We start from the raw sequence: 18,906 nt of genomic DNA, 5'->3' as shown, positions 1-18,906 counted from the left end.
TTGGTAACAATAAATGATATGTATGATGCAGGAGGGTTTGAACGATGGATAAAGAACAAAGAGTACTAGTTGTCGATGACGAGGAAAGAATCCGGAAATTGCTTCGCATGTACCTTGAAAGGGAAGATTTTGAAGTCGTCGAGGCAGAAGATGGAGAAACCGCATTAAGCACTGCCTTGGAAACGGAGTTTGACATCATCCTTCTGGACTTGATGTTACCTGAAATGGATGGGATTGAAGTATGTGAAAAGTTGAGAAGGGAAAAAGCGACGCCCATCATCATGTTGACAGCTAAAGGCGAGGAGTCCAATCGTGTCCAAGGATTTGAGGCAGGAGCGGATGATTATGTTGTAAAGCCGTTCAGTCCTAGGGAAGTCGTTCTTCGTGTAAAGGCATTATTACGACGTTCAACGTCCACTAAATATTTACATACAGAGACAGTCAGCAAAGATGTCCTTGTCTTTCCCCACATGACGATTGATAATGATGCCCACCGGGTGACGGCAGATGGGAAGGAAATCAATTTGACACCGAAAGAGTACGAGCTCTTGCTTTATCTCGCTAAGACACCTGACAAAGTATACTCACGTGAGCAGCTCTTAAAGGATGTTTGGAATTATGAGTTCTTCGGAGATCTTCGAACGGTCGATACGCATGTAAAGCGTTTACGCGAAAAACTTAACCGTGTATCGAGTGATGCCGCTTCAATGATTTCAACGGTTTGGGGGGTAGGCTATAAGTTCGAGGTGGAAGAACGCTCATGATTTGGAGAAGTGTCGTCGGCAAGCTCTGGGGTACCATCCTTCTGCTTGTTTCGGTCGTTTTATTCATATTGACTGTATTACTTTTACAGTTCTTTGAAGATTTAATTGTAGATAATGCAAAAGTCCAGCTGTCTCAGCTAGCTGGTTCTTTGGTTGAAGTGATTGAGGAGGATGACCGGTTTGAAAGCTCCGAAGAGACTGTCTCTTCGGTAGTCGATGCCCATTCCAGCAATATTATCATCCTCGGAGAAGATTTGAGGTTTGCGCATGCTTCGGATCAGACTGATTTGGAGCTTCTTCCATACTCGTTGTTTTTGAAGGATGAAGAACTCTCAAGGGTTTTGAAAAAAGGTGAGGCAGTGAGCGTACAAGGAGCATTTCCATTAGAAGAGGGAAATGACACCGAATCGAATGAGATCCTGATCGTCGGGAAGCCTGTCCAGCTCAGTTCAAATGAAAGAGGAGCTGTATTCATCTATCAGTCTTTGGATCTGATCCAAGAAACGAACAAGAAGGCGAAACAAATCATTTATTTTTCTGCTGGAATTGCCATTATTCTTACAACCATTTTCGCATTCTTCCTTTCTACAAGAATCACAGCTCCATTACGACGTATGCGTGAAGCGGCACTTGAGGTTGCACAGGGGAAATTCGATACGAAGGTTCCCATCCTGACTCATGACGAGATCGGAGAGCTGGCTTTATCCTTCAATCGGATGGGGAGAAAATTGAAAAATAACATCACCGCTCTAAGTCAAGAAAAGGAACAGCTGTCGAGCATTTTGAGCAGTATGGCAGATGGGGTCATCACCCTCGATCGAAAAGGAAAGATCCTTGTGACGAATCCACCGTCCGAACGTTTCATTCAAGCATGGTATTACGAACAAGGGATGAAAGAGGAGTCCGAAGGAGAAGTTCTTCCTGAACAAATCAATGATCTTTTCCGAAGAGTCGTGAACTTGGAGAAGGAACAGATGACAGAGATCGAGCTCCAGGGACGTAGCTGGGTCGTCGTTATGACACCGTTATATAACCAAGCTTATGTCCGGGGGGCAGTAGCTGTCTTTCGGGATATGACCGATGAACGCCAACATGACAAGCTGCGGAAAGACTTCATTGCGAATGTTTCCCATGAGCTCAGAACCCCGATTGCCATGCTCCAAGGGTACAGTGAAGCGATCATTGATGATATTGCTGCGACTGAGGCCGAAAAGAAGGATATCGCCCAAATCATTTATGATGAATCGTTGAGGATGGGGAGACTCGTCAATGAGCTGCTCGATTTAGCACGTATGGAAGCAGGGCACGTTTCATTGGAAAAGATGGAAATCAAAGTGGATGAATTCTTCCCACGGGTTGTAAGGAAGTTCCAGGGTCTTTCAAAGGAAAGGGAAATCAGTCTAGAGCTTCAGAAACCGGACCATTCGTCCATCATGTACGGCGATCCAGATCGTTTAGAGCAAGTGATGACAAATCTTGTAGACAATGCCATTCGACATACGAACAAAGGAGGCCATGTTCAAGTAAAAGTCATGGATCAATCCGATGGGACGTATGTTGAAGTGAAAGATACAGGATCCGGAATTCCGAAAGAAGACCTGCCATTCGTATTTGAACGCTTCTATAAAGCTGATAAAGCTCGAACCCGTGGCCGATCCGGTACTGGGCTAGGTCTTGCCATCGCAAAGAATATCGTTGACTCTCATGGAGGAAAAATATCTGTTCATAGTAAAGTAGGGGAAGGGACGACATTTTCCTTCCATATTCCACATTTCGATCATGAAGAAAATAAAAATTGACGATTAATCTTGTTCCATATGGAACACGTTCAGCCAAACGTGGTAAAAGCGAAACCGAAGCTGGAGCCGAGGATGGAGGGGTGATGAGATGCTGACGGATTACCATAACCATTTGGAGAATGGATCTTTGACGTTAGATTACTTGAAACAATTCACTCAAAGCGCTGAAGCGAAAGGAATCGAACATTTTGGGATTTCAGAGCATGCCTACCATTTCTATCAAACTGCCGACATATTATCGAACCCATGGGTCGATGAACGACGGTATTATGATATGAGAGACTATGTTGCTCTGTTTGAAGATGCGTGGAGACAAGACATCGACGTGCGGATGTCGATCGAGATGGATTATACACCCGGAAAGCATAAGGAAATGGAGACATTCATAAAACAATATGATTTCGATTATGTCATTGGCTCGATTCATTGGGTGGATGATTTCGGAATCGATCTCGCTGAATTTAAGGATGAATGGACGCGAAGAGACCTTCATGAAACCTATCGCAGCTATTTTGATCAGGTCGTGACATTAGCGCAATCGGATCTATTCGATATCATCGGACATATCGATCTCGTGAAGATTTTCAAGCATATTCCGGAAAACCGGGAATTTCTCCTAGAGCAATATGATCGTGCGACAGATGCTCTGAAAGACTCCAAAACGTGTATTGAAATCAGTACAGCCGGTTTACGGAAGCCTGTCAAACAACTTTATCCTGATAAGGAGCTCTTGAAAATGGCGTATCACAAAGGCATACCGATCGTTTTGTCTTCAGATGCACATTTTCCACAGCACGTCGGGTACGCTTATGATGAAGCAGTTGAATTCGCACGTTCAGTCGGCTATCGTACGTTAATGACCTTTGAAAAAGGAAAACGGAAAGAAGTTCCGTTAGGGTGAAAATGTGTTCCAAACTAATAAATTGTTACTCAATAAATGGGGGCTTATCTGAATTTCAGATAAGCTCCCTTTCATATGTAATAAAGATTGAATTCGTCTACGGGGTTTGCAATAATTGGACATAAAAACAACCACTTTACACATCATTGGAAGGAGGGAGGAAGTTGAACAATCCTGTAGTCATTATTGGTGCTGGTTTAAGTGGCCTTCGCGCAGCGTCTCTACTAGCTGCAGAAGGCACCAATTGTAAGGTGCTAGAAGCAAGAGATAGGATTGGCGGTAGGGTCTTGAGTTCTTCAGATCCAAATAAACCTGACTTAGGAAAATTTGACCTCGGTCCAACATGGTACTGGCCGCAGTATGAAAGCACAATTACCAGCCTTGTTAAAGAACTGAATGTAGGGACGTTCCCCCAGTACTCAAAAGGGGCAATGCTTTCAGAACGATCCCAAAACATTCCCCCAGAGCGTTATGTTCTTCCAGAAAATTCGAGTGCAAGGTCAATTCGTTTCATAGGTGGGGTGCAGTCTCTTATTGATGCTGTAGCAGATACGATTCCTTCAGGAATAGTCGAGCTTGAAAAGCGAGTTACAGAAATACGACTTGATGAAGACGGTGCAATCAAGGTTGTAGTAGCTCAGGCTGATGGTACGAGAAAAGAAGTTTCGGCAAGAGCTGTTATCCTAGCATTACCGCCCCGGATTGTGGCGCGCCATATTCATTTTTCTCCTTCATTACCCAAAAATATGATAACTGACCTAATAAGCAAACCTACTTGGATGGGAGGACAGGCTAAGGCCATTGCCGTCTATGACCGTCCTTTTTGGAGGAAGTCAGGACTCTCTGGATTTGCTACAAGCTGGGTTGGACCCTTACAAGAAATCCATGATGCATCTCCCGAAACGGGTTCTGGTGCATTATTTGGATTCTTTGGCATGCCGGCGAAATCGCGTCATGAAATGGGTGAGGATAAACTTTTATATCTGGTCATTGATCAATTAGTCAGACTGTTTGGAGCCTCTGCTCAAAATGTAAAGGCTATCCTTTACAAGGATTGGTCCAAAGATGCTGAAACGGCTGCTGAGGACGATTTAGTCCCGCTTAGTGATTTTCCAAGCTATGGTCAACCACCAAAATCAGGGGTATGGAGTAAGAAAATTGTTTTTGCTGGTACAGAAGCTAATTCTCAATATGGTGGTCATCTTGAAGGTGCACTCTTGGCAGCTGAACAGGCAGTTTATGAAATAAACAATCTAGAGGAATTTTAAGCTGATAGCACCAATGGTTGTTGCATTGGTTTTTTGGTATTTCTTTTTTCATTTGTTCTGTTTGTACTCAGCTTACTATGAGAATATCTTGAAATGGAGTCTTCAAGAAAAGGGACAGATCTGGGTTTCCTTAGAGAGGAATGAATGGTTTATGTGGAAAAGAATTGAGTGTGTTGCAATTTATACAGAAAACATCCAAAAATCAGTAAAGTTCTATCAATCGTTAGGGCTAACAAAGTCTTGGGAAGCTTTTCAAGACACAGACAAACAGTGGAAGCTTATTGGTATGAGTTATCCTGATGGAAATACAGAATTGGTTTTAAAGAACAACCCTAGTTTAAAACTCGCTGAAACTGAAATTGTAGTTGAAGATGTACGGGAGACCTACGAATTTTTGAAATCAAATTCAGAAGTTAAATGGATCCAATCTCCATTCTCTAATACTTTAGGTGGCACGTGGCGGTGATGCAAGCACCAGATGGAAATGTATTTGTGTTAGTAGGAAATTAAATACCGATGAATCTTGTAATTAGAGTACTATTCATTAAGAGGGGGCTATCCATTAATAAGGATAGTCTATTTACATTACAAGATAATATTATGGAATTTTATGTTAATATAAATGATACATATATAGTTTATAAGATTTCTAAAGGGTATGCAATTCAATAATAAGTACAAAGGGTGGGGAATATTGAACACTAGTAAATTACTTTCTAAAACTAAAATGTCTGAGTTAGTTGGTTGGTCTGAATCCAATGGTAGAAGATGGGTAAAAGAATTTAAAGATTATATCCCCACTGTCATGATTAAAAATAAAATTATGTATACTAAAGAATCATTAAGGATTATGAAATTCTTAAAGAAAATGAATGAAGCAGGTCTAACTATTCCTGAAATTAAAACAATAATTATAAAAGAAGGTATACCAAAAAACGAACAAGATGAACAACAAATAATCGATAAACACAAGATAGATCGAATACATAAAGAATATGATGAAAAAATTAAAGACACACTACCATCATCTGGAGATATGATGATTCCTTATTTGGAAATTATTAAAGATGGAGAAGCATATTCTGCTAGCGAGATAACACAAAAATTAGTAAACCATTTTAATTTAAGTGATGAACAGCGCTCGATGAAATATGAAAATAATACAGACATTATTTTTCTATCTAGAGTTCGAAGCGTTAGGTATAGCTTAAAAAAGGAGAATTATATAGAAGAAGTCAATAAATTAACATACCAAATTACTAATGATGGCCTTGATTTATTAAATGAAACTAGTATTGGTATTAGGGAAGAGATTGAAGAATTAGAGAAAGTGGTTGACCCTTTAACAATCGTGAAAGAAAAGTTAAACGATATGACAAATGAGTTAGCAGATAACTTGTTAAAACAATTAAGAAATGTCCATTGGATAAAATTTGAAGACATTGTAGTAGAATTATTGACCGTTATGGGGTATGGAGATGGTCAAGTAACTCAAAGAACTAATGATGAAGGATTAGATGGAGTAATTAAAGAGGATAAATTAGGCCTAGACAATATATATGTCCAAGCAAAAAGGTATGCAGCTAATAACTCTGTAGGTCGTGATGTTGTTCAAAGTTTTTCTGGCGCATTAGATGGAAAAGGTGCGAGAAAAGGTGTGTTTATTACAACGTCTTACTTTACAGAGGGTGCTAAGAAATATGCTGATCGTCTAGAAACAAAAAAAATTATACTGATTGATGGCATAGAATTATCTAAACTTATGATATCTCATAATGTAGGAGTAGATATTAATCATACTTTTGTAGTGAAAGCAATTGATTTTGATTATTTTAAAGACGAGTAATTAGGAGGATTTTTAACTTGATGGATAATATCATTACGCACATAGAATTACAACAATACATTAAAGCTAAAGATTATAAACTTGAACTAAAGAATACATATTTCCAAAAGCTGATTGAAGAGGTAGGAGAACTATCAGAAGTAATTAGGAAAGATATAAGGCTCGAACAATAAGGCACAATAAAAGGAACAATTGAAGAAGAGTTATATGATGTCCTTTATTACATATAGGTATAGCAAATGTTTATGACATTGATTTAGAGCAGTGTTTTCACTTGAAAGAAGAACTTAATAAAGAAAAGTATAAAAAAGGTCTCTATAAAAGGGTCTTTAATGGAATAGTCAAGGGAACTTCCCAATACGGAAGTCCCCTTTATTTTTGTTAGAAATCAACTGTAATAAATCATAGCCTTCACCTTATTCCATCGACATGGCTAAAATGGAGGAAATATTTTTCGTTTCTTGAAGTTCATCGAGCATATTGTCTGTCAGTGGCTCATCAAATGTGAGAACCATCGCAGCGCCACCGCCGGCTTCTTTCCGTCCGACTTGCATCGTGGCTATGTTCATTTCATATTTACCAAGAACCCTGCCGACCTTCCCGATGACACCTGGTTGATCATTATGCGTGATGAATACGAGATGCCCTTTCGGCGTGAAGTCGATGTCGAATCCGTTCAGGTTAACGACTCTTCCTCCTAATCCCGGGAGTAATGTCCCTTGTATGGAAACGGTATGATCTTCGCCGACAACTTTAACGTTGATAAGGTTGGAGTAACCATAGTTCTCAGATGACTTTGTTTCGCCATAGGTAATACCTCGCTGCTTCGCAATCACACTCGCGTTGATGATGTTGACCGGCTGGTCGATCCGTGGATTTAGAAAGCCTGATAAAACACTTCTCGTGATTGGAAGCGTTTCGTGATCGGTCAAATCCCCTGAATAGTGTAATTGGATTTCATGGACAGGGGTTTTGATACATGCAGATAAGAAAGAACCTAAACGGTTGGCAAGATCGATATACGGAAAGATGAATTCATGAACGTCCTTCGATATGGTTGGATAGTTCAAGGCGTTACGGGCCGGTTCACCGTTCAGTACATTTCGGACATCTTCACTTACTTGTTTTGCTACTTGATATTGCGCTTCTGTCGTAGAGGCAGCAATGTGAGGTGTTGCAACGACTTTTTCATGTAGCAGCAACGCTTCGTTCATGCTAGGCTCTTCTGCAAATACATCCAAAGCAGCACCTGCAACGTGGCCTGAATCAAGTGCGGCTAACAGATCATTTTCCTCAATGATTCCTCCGCGTGCACAATTGATCAGGAATACGCCTTTCTTCATCCGTTGGATTGTTTCATGGTTAATCAGCCCTTTCGTATCTTCATTCAATGGTGTATGTACAGTGATGATATCGGAATGCTTGATGAGGTGATCGAAGGGTACGGTTTCAACCTGAAGCTTTTTTGCTCTTTCTTGTGTAAGGTATGGATCATATACGAGAATCTTCATTTCAAAAGCTAAGGCCCTCTTCGCGATTTCTGAGCCGATTTTCCCCATACCGACAATTCCTAGTGTTTTGCTATGGAGTTCATGTCCTGTAAAGACGGAACGTTTCCATTCCATTCGCCGGAGCGAGCGGTTGGCTTGCGGTATGTTACGTAAAAGCGACAACATCATAGCAAAAGTATGTTCAGCAGTGGAGACGGTATTACCATTTGGAGCATTGACGACAACGATTCCTCGTTCTGTGGCTGCTTCAACATCGATATTATCTACACCTACGCCTGCTCTCGCGATGATTTTCAACGAAGGCATTTCATCCATCAGCTGTTTTGTCAGTTTTGTACTGCTTCGGACGATGATAGCGTCAACTTTATCTTTGTTTTGGACTTCATGAATATTTTTCTCGACAAGGTGCATTTCAGGGGCTTTTACAAGGGGTTCCAGACCAATCTCGCTGATCGGGTCGCTTATGACGATTTGATGCATTGGCGATCTCACCTCATCCATGTGTATTAATAGTTGATTTTCCTATTGTTCACAATGTATGTCAACAGATTTAAATAAGACCCATGGATCTTATCTCCATGGGTCTTTGATCGTGGAACGATTATTGATTTTCGTAGCGTTTTTGACACTCAACAACAAGCTCAGCTGCTTTTTCAGGGCCTTCCCATGAGCCGATCTCGGTCTTCTTACCTTGAAGATCCTTGTAGCGTTCGAAGAAATGGGAAATTTCCTTGAGCGTGTGTTCGGATACATCTTCAAGGGACTTGACGTGATCAAAGCGTGGGTCTTCTACCGGTACCGCTAATAGTTTTGCATCTTCTTCTCCTGAATCGATCATGTTCAAGTACCCGATTACACGAGATTCAATCACACATCCTGGGAAAGTAGGATTGGTGACTAGGACCAAAATGTCAAGTGGGTCACCATCAAGAGCGAGTGTGTTTTCGAGATAGCCGTATTCTGCTGGATAGAACATAGGTGAGAACAATACGCGATCCAGTTTGAATACGCCTGCTTCTTTATCATATTCGTATTTGTTTTGGCTTCCAGTCGGAATTTCGATGAAAGCGTCGACTACTTTATTTTCCATTCTTCAAACATCCTCCCTTTTATGTACAACTTACAATAACCTATTATAGCAATTTGGTGTGCATTTGAAAACTGAGAGCGCAAGAAAGCTGGTTTTCCATGATTCGGTCAACCTCTTCAAAAGAAATTGGGCGACTTCTTACTCGTCCTTACGAGCAGACCTAGGATTTAATCATACGATGTAAGTAACTCGGTTAGGAGGTTTTAAGAGGGTGATGAAAATATGGAAGACCATCGTATGTCTTTCCACATTGTCAGTCGGACTCGTATTTGGTGCATCGCCACAAGAATCCTCAGCAAAGACGATCTTCTCGGATGACCCATTGAACCCGGACTTTGATATCCCTGGCCCAATAGATCTCGGTGTCGTGAATGATGAAAAATTGATTGAAGCATTGGTTGAACGAGGGGAAATATCGAACAGTTTAAGTGTATCAGGGAAAGAAGCGGCACTTAAACGTTACCTTGAGAGAAAGACGGACGGACTTGATGATGCTTATCTACACCATTATACATTAGAGGAAGAGCAAAAGAATAAGATTCAGGATACTCGTGCTTTTCTTCAAAAAGGGATGAATGTTAAAGAGCAAAAACATTTTCATGAACGGATCGAACGCCTCGAACTACCTCCAATTCAATCGGAAGAATGGAACGGGGGAGTCAGGAAGGATCGTGTATTGGTGATTGCGATTGATTTCCCTGACTATCCCACTGGAAGCATTACTCCAGAAGAAACCGATATGTACTATGATGAATATCCTGTCGAGCACTATGAAGATATGATTTTCGGAGATGAAGGGTATGAAGGTCCGAACGGTGAAACGTTCATCTCCATGAAGCAGTATTATGAACAACAGTCAGGAGGGAGCTATAGCGTACAGGGTGAGGTTGCAGGCTGGTATACAGCAGAACATCCTGCAGCGTATTATGGCGCAAATGTACCAAATCCTGATGGCCGGGACGGAAGACCACGATATTTAGTAGCTGAGGCTTTGTCGAAAGCAGCTCAGGATCCTTCAATCAATCTTGCGGACTATGATCAGGAAGACCGTTATGATTTGGATAACGACGGGAACTATCGTGAACCCGATGGGCTAATTGACCATCTTATGATCATTCATTCAGGGGTCGGTGAAGAAGCTGGAGGGGGCAGTCTTGGAAGTGATGCCATCTGGTCACATCGCTGGAATCTCGGAGGAGTTTTCCTCATTCCTGGTACGTATACGAATGTTCCGTATTGGAACGGATTTTTAGGAGCATACGACTATACGATTGAGCCTGAGGATGGAGCAACCGGCGTCTTTGCACATGAATATGGACACGATTTAGCTCTGCCGGATGAGTATGATACGCAGTATACCGGACAAGGTGAACCGGTCGCATATTGGTCAATCATGAGTAGTGGAAGTTGGGCTGGTAAAATTCCTGGCACAGAACCGACAGGTTTCAGTGTTTGGGCCAAGGAATTCCTTCAAGGTTATATCGGAGGGAACTGGTTGACGGGTGTGTCCATAGATACGGAAGATCCTACCTTCGTCGGTCAACTGATCTTTTTAGATCAGGCGAGTGAAAAGGGAAGGTGGAATGATGCGATACGGATTGAACTGCCGGATAAGGTGACAATTGTGAATCAACCTTACAATGGTCGCTATGAATATCATAGTGGAAAAGGAAATCTTTTGAACCATTCAATGGTGACTTCCCTCGACCTGACCACAGCTGAACAGGCTCAATTGACCTTCCAGGCCTGGTATGAAATTGAAAAGGATTGGGATTATGCTTCCATACAAGTGAGAGAATTTGGTACTGATGAGTGGGTAAGCATTCCTGGGAACTTGACGACGACCGAAAATCCGAATGATCAGAACCCAGGGCATGGCATTACTGGTCACTCAGACGGATGGGTGGAAGGGTATTTCAATCTTACACAATATGCTGGAAAGCAAATCGAGCTGAGAATCCATTATTGGACCGATATGGCTGTAGCAGAAAAAGGATTGTATATCGATGATATCCGGATATACGTGAATGATAAGCCATTCCTTCACGATAATGCAGAATCTGTTCCGAAATTCAGGATGCATGGTTTCAAAAAAGATAAAGGAAAGTTTTCGTCTAAACAGTATTACCTGCTTGAATGGCGAAACCATCATGGGGTCGATATGGGTCTGAAGCACATTCTTCGTGGAAACTCATTGATGGAATATGACCCTGGTTTGGTTGTCTGGTATATTGATGAATCTTATACAGATAACTGGACAGGGGATCATCCTGGTGAAGGATTTGTCGGTGTCGTCGATGCTCACCAGCATACACTGGAGTGGAGTGATGGTTCCATTGCATCGACGAAATACCAGATCAATGATGCCGCTTTCGGTATCGTCAACACGAATGAAGAATTTCTCGATTACGGGGATACGTTAGGAATCTCACTGACTTCACCTGAACTGCGGGGGGACCGCTCATTCTATGACGGTGACGACTTTTTGAATTCAGGGTTACTGGATGCGGGACGTAATATACCGGATTTCGGCCTGCATTTCGTCGTAATTGCACATACAAAAGATAAATCGACTGCCTTGATCGGCATTTATAAAGAACAATAAAAAAATGTCAGATACCTCCGGCGAGTTATGCTTAACGGGGGTGTCTGACATTTTCCTTGTTATGAAGGCTTTGTCATGCCAATATTCTAATTTTTTAATTGACAATGATTATCATTTGTAATAAGCTAATAAAAAAACACGCCCTAGTTGATCTACAGAGAAGGGCGCGTTTTTAATACCGTACTATCTTATTCGAATTTCGTTGCATCTCCATCGAATGGCTCATCTGCAATTTTAATGGAATCTGTCGGGCAACCTTCGAAGGCATCTGTCATATCTTCATGTAAGATTTCTGGAATTTCAACGATTCCCTGGTTGTCATCTAATGTAACAAAAGCAATTCCTTCATCATCGTAATCATAGATGTCAGGTGCTGCTGCTCCACAAGCTCCGCAAGCGATACAAGTTTCTTTGTCAACAATTGTGTACTTTGGCATATCGAAATTACCCTCCTAGAAATTGATGAAACTGTCTTTTATCTTCCTCTTTCTATCAAACGCCAAAAAACAGTTCATATTCTCCAAATCAAACCATTTTTATATCCATGTTACTATTGTAAAACTGTTGATTTGAGATTTCAACAGTTAAATTCATTGAGAATCCTTATCAAATTAGGGGTTAACAGACATGTGACGACTACATAAGCAATTTTCCCAAAAAGACCAATTTCTAAACAACCTCTGATACAATATAAGAAGTGTAAGGAATGAGGAGAGGTTCAATGGATTATTCAGACACGCTGTTGCTGTATGGCCTTGAACGGATGGATGGTGAGCGTACCGTCTCAGGTCTATACCATCTGTTGACCGGTAAGAAATCCTCTCAAACGGTTCAGGATGGCAAACTATTCGGTCTGTCTCACCTGTTTGGGACTTTTCATGGCTATACCTATGCGCGATTCGAAGAAAAGATGCAAGATTTTATACAATCGGGTTGGATCAATCTGACGGATGCCTCTAATGCCCGGTTGACCGAACGAGGTCAATCGGTTCTCGACGAAAACTTGAAGAGGAGTCCGATTCCAACTTCACTCGATGGTTGGCGTTATGGAGATATCGGTACAGTTTTCTGGCGTCGTTTTACGTTATATGTCCAAACCTTATCACACTTATTGGAAAATGAGCGCCACTTCTATCCGATTCAAAATGATCCACAGGTTTTACAATGGGTGAAGCGTCACTTTCCTCGTGATCCACGTTCAAGGCATATGAGTGCTGAGGGGATATACAGTGAGTTGAAAATCTTGCTATCGACTGTAGAAGGTAACGATGCAGACAACTTCGTCCTTCGTCTATCCAGAAAGGATCGCATCGGAAAAACTACCCGACAGATCGGGGAAATCATCGGACTGGATCCTTTTGAAAGCCATATCCGTTTCCTAGGCACCCTTCATAAGATGATACAAACAGTCATGGCTGATCGGAGATCGTTCCCCCATATACATATCTTCATAGCGGATTGTAGCCAACCCTATACGTTGACAGAGTCTACAAGGAAAACCTTTGAATTGCTTAAGGACGGATATACATTTGATGATATCGTGCGTATCAGGAAATTAAAGGAAAGTACGATTGAGGACCATATTGTCGAGATCGCCATACATGTACCGGAATTCGAAATAAGCCCGTTCATTTCAATTGAAGATCAAAAAAGGATTTTCGCAGTGTCAAAACGCTTACGCAGTAAAAGGCTGAAATGGATTAAACAGGAGCTTCAAGAGGAATTCAGCTATTTTCAAATTCGTCTAACCTTGGCAAAAGGGATAGAAAACGTTTTAAAGGAAGAAAAAGGGGTTCGAAGCCGTGTTGATTGAAGAAGTACTTTATGAACGCTTTGGATACAAATCATTCAGAAAAGGTCAAAGGGAGATCATTGAAGATGTATTAGAAGGTAAAGATGTATTCGCCATGCTGCCAACAGGTTCCGGAAAGTCAATCTGTTACCAATTACCTTCATATATGATGGATGGTTTGGTCCTGGTCGTATCTCCACTCATTTCCTTGATGGAAGATCAGGTCGAACAAATGAAGAAGAATGGGGAACGACGTGTTTGTACATTTCATAGTGGATTGCCGTTCGAAATTCGTAAAAGGATATTAAGACATCTATCCAGCTACAGGATTGTTTATGTTTCTCCAGAAACGTTACAAACAGAGGTTTTCACCAACACCATAGCCAAATTGAAGGTTTCTTTGTTCGTGGTCGACGAGGCGCATTGTATTTCCCAATGGGGACATGAATTCAGGACGGATTACCTTAAGCTGGATGATTTCAGGAACCGGATCGGGCGACCTCCTGTCCTTGCCCTGACAGCAACGGCTACTAATAAAGTCCGAGATGATATCATTCGTCAGCTCAACCTTGAAGAACCCGAGCAGCATATTTATTCAGTTGATCGACCGAACATTGCAATACATATGGAAAAGGCTAATCACCCTGCTGAAAAGACCGACCTCCTGATTGAATCTGTGAAACGTTTGCAGAAACCAGGAATCATTTACACCTCCAGCAGGGCGATGACGGAGGATTTGACTGAGATGTTGAAACAGGCAGGGGTTGAACGGGTCGCTTACTACCACGGGGGAATGGAAAACGACGATCGACTTCTCATACAAAAACAGTTCCTTTACGATGAACTGGATGTTATATGCTGTACAAATGCTTTCGGTATGGGCATCAACAAATCGAACATCAGATATGTTATCCATTATCATTTTCCACCGAATATGGAGTCCTATCTTCAGGAAATCGGACGAGCTGGCAGGGATGGTGACCAGAGCTTGGCTTTATTACTTTATCATGACCAGGATGATTTCATCCCGGAAAGACTCTTGATGTCCGAGTTCCCGAGTAGCCATGATATTCAGAAATTCGCAGAAAATGTAGCGGCCATGCCGGACCGTCAAAAGGGATGGAAGGAATTACTTGAACGGATGGAGTTGAGTGAAACCTGTGAACGATTCATGATCTTCCATTATGAGAAATATCTACGTTCAAGTACTGATTCACTCACGCAATGGACCGAAGGGATGCTCGAATTAATACAGGTTCGAATCAATGAGAAGCGTAATCGATTACGGCGGATGAAGCAATGGATTGAATCCGATGATTGCAAGCGTGCAGGCATCCTTAGTGAATTTGCAGAAATCCTCTTGGACCGGCCTGAAAATTGTTGTACACATTGTGGTATTGATAGAAGCACGTTTGAACAGGATCAAAATGATCAGCACCAAGGAGATGGATCGGGAGGACATCATTTTGATTGGGAAAGGGAATTAGCTGAAATGTTCGGCCAGCGTGTAGAGCATGGGTAAGAGAAGGAATCAAAGAGAACTCATCCAAAGCTTGTCTCAACGGGAGCTCTATGCCAACCTTTATTTTACCCAAATCATTTTCTTAGCATTGACCGTCATCCTTTCATTCATTTTCAAACAAGATGTATCTGCCTGGCTGGATTTGGTTTCATTCGATCTCAATTCCATCTTGTTGTGGGCGATACCTACAATCCTGATTGTCGTTGTCATTGACGTTATCCTGTGGAAGAAAGCTCCTGGAAAATGGATGGATGATGGAGGAATCAACGAGCGTATCTTCGCCACCATTTCGTTTCCACACCTTTTATTTGTTTCTTGCATGATCGGAATCTCAGAAGAATTACTATTCAGAGGGATTCTGCAGGTCAATCTAGGATATGTTCCAGCTAGTATACTCTTTGCATTCATGCATATCCGGTATGTTTACAAACCTGTCCTGCTGCTATTCGTAACGTTGCTGAGCTTTCTATTGGGTGGAATTTTCCTTCTGACTCAGAATCTGCTCATCCCGATCGTGGTCCATATATTCATCGATTTCATATTAGGTCTTATCATACGCTATAACGTTTTCTCTGTACGTGCCAAGTCGAACTTTCAAGAATAGAGTAACGATGAAGGAGGATTCATCATGACCCAGCATGATCAAGCATCATCTTTACGAAATAAGGTGAAGCCCGTTTCAAATCTCGAAATGAATGCGATTCAGGATACTGAGGAAATCGATGTCCTTAACCTTCCGCCAAGAAGCAGCAAGCACAGGAAAAGCCCAAAAAAGACAACACAAAAAGAGACGCCCTATTCCGGTAAAGGTCATATATGGGTGACCCGGGGCATCGTCATTGCTTTTATTTTCTTATTGTTTTTCACGATTTTTTATTTTACAAACGGCTTTAACTTGATTCCAGAGATAGAGAGTGAATCTGACGTTTTCATTAAGATCGATCGTTGAAAACGTGAGCTCTGATTCAATGTATACGTCATTTCCTCCACGCATAGGTTTGAATAGGAGGGAATGCGTATGGATGGTCTTCAATTATGGAAGTTCAAACAATACCAAGTGTCTGAAGTGACTTTAGAGGTTGTGAAGAACCTCGTGGAACGTAGACAGAAGGAACAGCGATTTGAGCAATTGTTGTTGAAGTGGTCTTTGTCTTTGTTCGTAATCATGTTTTTTTCACTGTTATATATTTACTTTTACAAACTTCCGATGTTTGAAAACATGTTTTTATCAGCAGGAAAAATGACAGCCTATTTGTTCCAGGATCGAATCCTTTTCATCTTGTTTGTTATTGGCGTATTCTGCTTCATTCAAATGTTCCTCTATAAAAGAAAACATATGAAAGCTGAAAAAGAGTATGAAGAGTTAAGGATTGCAACAATTGAACGAGGAGAAGAACTTTGGGAGAAACCTGCTCCATGGGATCGTCGCCATGAGGTTTATGAATGGCTGAAAAAAGAATATGATGTGAACCTTTACCACAAGTAATCCTTCAGTTACATGGGACAAGGGCATCCGAAGAAAGCGTTATCATTTCTGCAAAAAAGCTGGTCATTGATTTGAACATGATCCTTTGTAATCAGTTGAATGCGGCCGAACGCAACGGTTTCGTATTCCTTCATACAATAAACTTCTACTGGGAGTCCGATTTTCTGGCTGTATTCCAAATCCTGATCGAGAACGAGAGACTTATTCGTAAACTTGGATATGGTCATGGTGTGTCCTCTCCTAACTTTTATTTTCATAATTTTTGATCTGATTTTCTTATTATTATCTTAATGTAAATTTACATAATTTTCAACCTCTATTGTTTAAATATTCAGACAAAAAACAAAATGTGCCACGTTACGTAGGAATTATCAGCTCTCTAGAGAAAATAGTTTATAGTGCAAATTAACAGGGGGGATATGATGTTTGTAAGAAGTGTTATGATACCGAAAAATAAAGCGTATGTGGTCCAACATACTGACTGCTTGAAGGATGTCCTACATAAGATGGAGGAATACCAGATTGATGGGATGCCCGTCGTAAATGGCAGTAAATACGGCGGCCTTGTCACACTTAATAAAATTTATAAAGCCTTTTTCGAGTCTTCGTTAACACGTGACGATTTCCTTTCATCGACTCTCGCAGGTGATGTAGCAACCTATAAGGAAGATTTCATTGACGAAGAAGAGGTATTTGAAAAGACTTTTCTGACTGTGAAGGATCGACCGTTAGTCGCAGTAGTGGATCGTGAAGGGGATCTCACTGGAATTGTGACACGCTATGATGTCATTGAACAATTCCAAAGTGCTTTCGGCATGAAGAAGAAGGGTGTTCGAATTTCCTTTTCAGCTTCTGAGGCAGAGGGACGGATCGCAAGGCTCGCTGAAATTGCAAAACAGTTCCATGAAAATATCATTTCACTCGCCACGTTTGATGAAACCGATAAATTCGTCCGACGGATTGTCATGAAGGTAGAAAAGCAACAAAATATTGATAAATTCGTCCAAAAGCTTGAATCATCTGGCTTCCGTGTATTGGATATTAAAGAAGACTGAACATGATTCCCCTTCTCCCTACATATCGTGTAGGGGGAGGGGATTTTTTGTATAAGCGATTGTTGGCATTATCGATTGGCTATTGGTCCTTATACCTTGTCGTCAATGAAATCCCGACGGAGTCTTACCCGGATTTCAGGCGGTGGCTCATGTCCTTGATTTTCCAACCGTTCACGTTTATTTGGGTCTCCGTGCTGGCTCTTATCGGCATCATTGCCTATGGCGTGATTGTACAGTGGATGGCGGACGATTTACGTCAAATGACCAAAACGACCTGGTTCATGCGCGTTTTGTTTTGTATCCTGTTCATTTTAAGTGTATACTTCCTTTATCTCATGAACGCAATGGTCATGCTTGTCATCTTACCATGTATAGCAATCTATGGTATCATGTCGATGACACAAAGCAAAAATGTCGTGAGGAGACAGGATGGTGCAGAATGATGGTTTGGATAATCGTTGTTGTCCTTTCAGCGATTACAATGTTCCTCTATATGTGGTTTGAAGCGCATCGTAACGTTGTAAAAAAACAAGACATCTACTTGGATCGATTTCCTGAAAGCTTCAATGGCTTAAAGGTTTTTTTTATTTCGGATATACATACACGGCAAATCGACAATCGATTACTGGATCAGGTTGATGAGGAAGTGGACCTCGTCATCATAGGTGGAGATCTTATAGAAAAAGGGGTTCCATTTGATAGAGTTTCGGAAAATTTGAATCAATTGTCAAAATTGGCACCTATTTATTTTGTATGGGGGAATAATGATTATGAGGTGGACTTTCGTAAACTCGATGTTTTGTTGAGGGAGAAAGGTGTTTCGATCCTTGACAATACATGTGCCCGTTTTGACACAGAGGAAGACAGGCTGTACCTGCTCGGTGTCGATGATCCCACTATGGATCGAGACCGACTTGATCTGGCTCTTCAGGATGTGGATGAAGATGGATACAAAATACTGGTCAGCCACAACCCCGCTATTATTCATAAAATTAAAAAGGAAGATGATATAGGCTTTGTACTGAGCGGACATACACACGGAGGCCAAATCCGTTTTTTTAAATGGGGGATCGCAGCTAGAGGTGGCTTATTTGATAAAGGAGTTACAAAATTGTTCATCAGTAACGGTTATGGTTACACTGCTCTGCCACTGAGACTGTGTGCTCCTTCAGAGGCCCATATTTTCAGCTTTCATCGGAAAAACTGAATGCAATCATCAGGGGGGGTCCCCTCACTCATCCTGATTTCATGAAGAACAACATGACCA

General features: G+C 41.4%; 19 protein-coding genes and 1 pseudogene. 16 read left to right on the top strand and 4 right to left on the bottom strand.

The annotated features are described in order from the left end of the window. Positions 1–44 precede the first annotated feature (44 nt). The 7 genes and pseudogenes from V1497_RS11055 (at position 45) to V1497_RS11025 (ending at position 6,751) form a co-directional block, all read left to right on the top strand. The gene (locus V1497_RS11055; RefSeq protein ID WP_349407609.1) at positions 45–764 is read left to right on the top strand and encodes a response regulator transcription factor; all 720 of its coding nucleotides are present in this window, start codon (positions 45–47) and stop codon (positions 762–764) included. Continuing rightward, positions 761–2,563, top strand: a complete 1,803-nt coding sequence (locus V1497_RS11050) for an ATP-binding protein (protein WP_349407608.1) — start codon at positions 761–763, stop codon at positions 2,561–2,563. Before V1497_RS11055 ends, V1497_RS11050 begins: the two co-directional genes overlap by 4 nt. 88 nt (positions 2,564–2,651) lie before the next feature. Then, the gene (locus V1497_RS11045; RefSeq protein WP_349407607.1) at positions 2,652–3,464 is read left to right on the top strand and encodes a histidinol-phosphatase; all 813 of its coding nucleotides are present in this window, start codon (positions 2,652–2,654) and stop codon (positions 3,462–3,464) included. Positions 3,465–3,628: 164 nt separating this feature from the next. Next, positions 3,629–4,732 carry a flavin monoamine oxidase family protein gene (locus V1497_RS11040; RefSeq protein WP_349407606.1) on the top strand — a complete coding sequence of 368 codons (1,104 nt, stop codon included), beginning with the start codon at positions 3,629–3,631 and terminating at the stop codon, positions 4,730–4,732. 151 nt (positions 4,733–4,883) lie between these two features. Then, a pseudogene (locus tag V1497_RS11035) lies at positions 4,884–5,242 on the top strand (VOC family protein). 184 nt (positions 5,243–5,426) lie between these two features. Then, the gene (locus V1497_RS11030) at positions 5,427–6,578 is read left to right on the top strand and encodes a restriction endonuclease (RefSeq protein WP_349407605.1); all 1,152 of its coding nucleotides are present in this window, start codon (positions 5,427–5,429) and stop codon (positions 6,576–6,578) included. A gap of 17 nt (positions 6,579–6,595) precedes the next feature. After that, positions 6,596–6,751 carry a hypothetical protein gene (locus V1497_RS11025; protein ID WP_349407604.1) on the top strand — a complete coding sequence of 52 codons (156 nt, stop codon included), beginning with the start codon at positions 6,596–6,598 and terminating at the stop codon, positions 6,749–6,751. Between the two features lie 243 nt (positions 6,752–6,994). Here the strand turns inward: V1497_RS11025 and serA are convergent, their stop codons facing one another. Together serA and V1497_RS11015 are read right to left on the bottom strand one after the other, a co-directional pair. After that, positions 6,995–8,569 (bottom strand): phosphoglycerate dehydrogenase, encoded by a 1,575-nt coding sequence (serA, locus tag V1497_RS11020; protein ID WP_349407603.1) that lies wholly within the window; start codon positions 8,567–8,569, stop codon positions 6,995–6,997. Positions 8,570–8,690: 121 nt separating this feature from the next. After that, on the bottom strand, positions 8,691–9,179 hold the full coding sequence (locus V1497_RS11015; protein ID WP_349407602.1) for an inorganic diphosphatase: 489 nt from the start codon (positions 9,177–9,179) through the stop codon (positions 8,691–8,693). 214 nt (positions 9,180–9,393) lie between these two features. On the opposite strand from V1497_RS11015, the gene V1497_RS11010 reads away from it, so the two are divergent. After that, the gene (locus V1497_RS11010) at positions 9,394–11,784 is read left to right on the top strand and encodes an immune inhibitor A domain-containing protein (protein ID WP_349410804.1); all 2,391 of its coding nucleotides are present in this window, start codon (positions 9,394–9,396) and stop codon (positions 11,782–11,784) included. Positions 11,785–11,972: 188 nt separating this feature from the next. Here V1497_RS11010 and V1497_RS11005 read toward each other — a convergent pair whose 3' ends face one another. After that, positions 11,973–12,221, bottom strand: a complete 249-nt coding sequence (locus V1497_RS11005) for a ferredoxin (protein ID WP_349407601.1) — start codon at positions 12,219–12,221, stop codon at positions 11,973–11,975. A 284-nt stretch (positions 12,222–12,505) separates the two neighbouring features. Between V1497_RS11005 and V1497_RS11000 the strand changes: the two genes are divergently transcribed. The 5 genes from V1497_RS11000 to V1497_RS10980 all read left to right on the top strand — a co-directional run bounded on the left by V1497_RS11000 (position 12,506) and on the right by V1497_RS10980 (position 16,584). Beyond that, the gene (locus V1497_RS11000) at positions 12,506–13,597 is read left to right on the top strand and encodes a helix-turn-helix domain-containing protein (RefSeq protein ID WP_349407600.1); all 1,092 of its coding nucleotides are present in this window, start codon (positions 12,506–12,508) and stop codon (positions 13,595–13,597) included. After that, positions 13,587–15,098, top strand: coding sequence for an ATP-dependent DNA helicase RecQ (locus V1497_RS10995; RefSeq protein WP_349407599.1), 1,512 nt, complete (start codon positions 13,587–13,589; stop codon positions 15,096–15,098). The genes V1497_RS11000 and V1497_RS10995 overlap by 11 nt, the downstream gene beginning before the upstream one ends. Continuing rightward, positions 15,091–15,702 carry a type II CAAX endopeptidase family protein gene (locus V1497_RS10990; RefSeq protein WP_349407598.1) on the top strand — a complete coding sequence of 204 codons (612 nt, stop codon included), beginning with the start codon at positions 15,091–15,093 and terminating at the stop codon, positions 15,700–15,702. Before V1497_RS10995 ends, V1497_RS10990 begins: the two co-directional genes overlap by 8 nt. Positions 15,703–15,726: 24 nt before the next feature. Continuing rightward, on the top strand, positions 15,727–16,047 hold the full coding sequence (locus V1497_RS10985) for a hypothetical protein (RefSeq protein WP_349407597.1): 321 nt from the start codon (positions 15,727–15,729) through the stop codon (positions 16,045–16,047). Between the two features lie 69 nt (positions 16,048–16,116). Beyond that, positions 16,117–16,584 carry a DUF2663 family protein gene (locus V1497_RS10980; RefSeq protein ID WP_349407596.1) on the top strand — a complete coding sequence of 156 codons (468 nt, stop codon included), beginning with the start codon at positions 16,117–16,119 and terminating at the stop codon, positions 16,582–16,584. Positions 16,585–16,592: 8 nt separating this feature from the next. Here the strand turns inward: V1497_RS10980 and V1497_RS10975 are convergent, their stop codons facing one another. Continuing rightward, positions 16,593–16,811 carry a hypothetical protein gene (locus V1497_RS10975; RefSeq protein WP_349407595.1) on the bottom strand — a complete coding sequence of 73 codons (219 nt, stop codon included), beginning with the start codon at positions 16,809–16,811 and terminating at the stop codon, positions 16,593–16,595. Between the two features lie 192 nt (positions 16,812–17,003). Here V1497_RS10975 and V1497_RS10970 point away from each other — a divergent pair, with 192 nt between their 5' ends. Genes V1497_RS10970 through V1497_RS10960 form a run of 3 tightly spaced genes read left to right on the top strand, consistent with a single transcriptional unit; the run spans position 17,004 to position 18,846 of the window. Then, positions 17,004–17,639 carry a CBS domain-containing protein gene (locus V1497_RS10970; protein WP_349407594.1) on the top strand — a complete coding sequence of 212 codons (636 nt, stop codon included), beginning with the start codon at positions 17,004–17,006 and terminating at the stop codon, positions 17,637–17,639. A 47-nt stretch (positions 17,640–17,686) separates the two neighbouring features. Further along, entirely contained in the window at positions 17,687–18,082 is a 396-nt protein-coding gene (locus V1497_RS10965) for a hypothetical protein (RefSeq protein ID WP_349407593.1), read from the top strand. Beyond that, positions 18,082–18,846, top strand: a complete 765-nt coding sequence (locus V1497_RS10960) for a metallophosphoesterase (protein WP_349410803.1) — start codon at positions 18,082–18,084, stop codon at positions 18,844–18,846. The genes V1497_RS10965 and V1497_RS10960 overlap by 1 nt, the downstream gene beginning before the upstream one ends. The last annotated feature ends 60 nt before the right edge of the window (positions 18,847–18,906 follow it).

It is taken from the genome of Pseudalkalibacillus sp. SCS-8 (assembly GCF_040126055.1).
GTDB lineage: Bacteria > Bacillota > Bacilli > Bacillales > Fictibacillaceae > Pseudalkalibacillus > Pseudalkalibacillus nanhaiensis.
The sequence above is the reverse complement of the archived record's forward strand: the minus strand, read 5'-3'. Positions and strand labels throughout refer to the sequence as shown.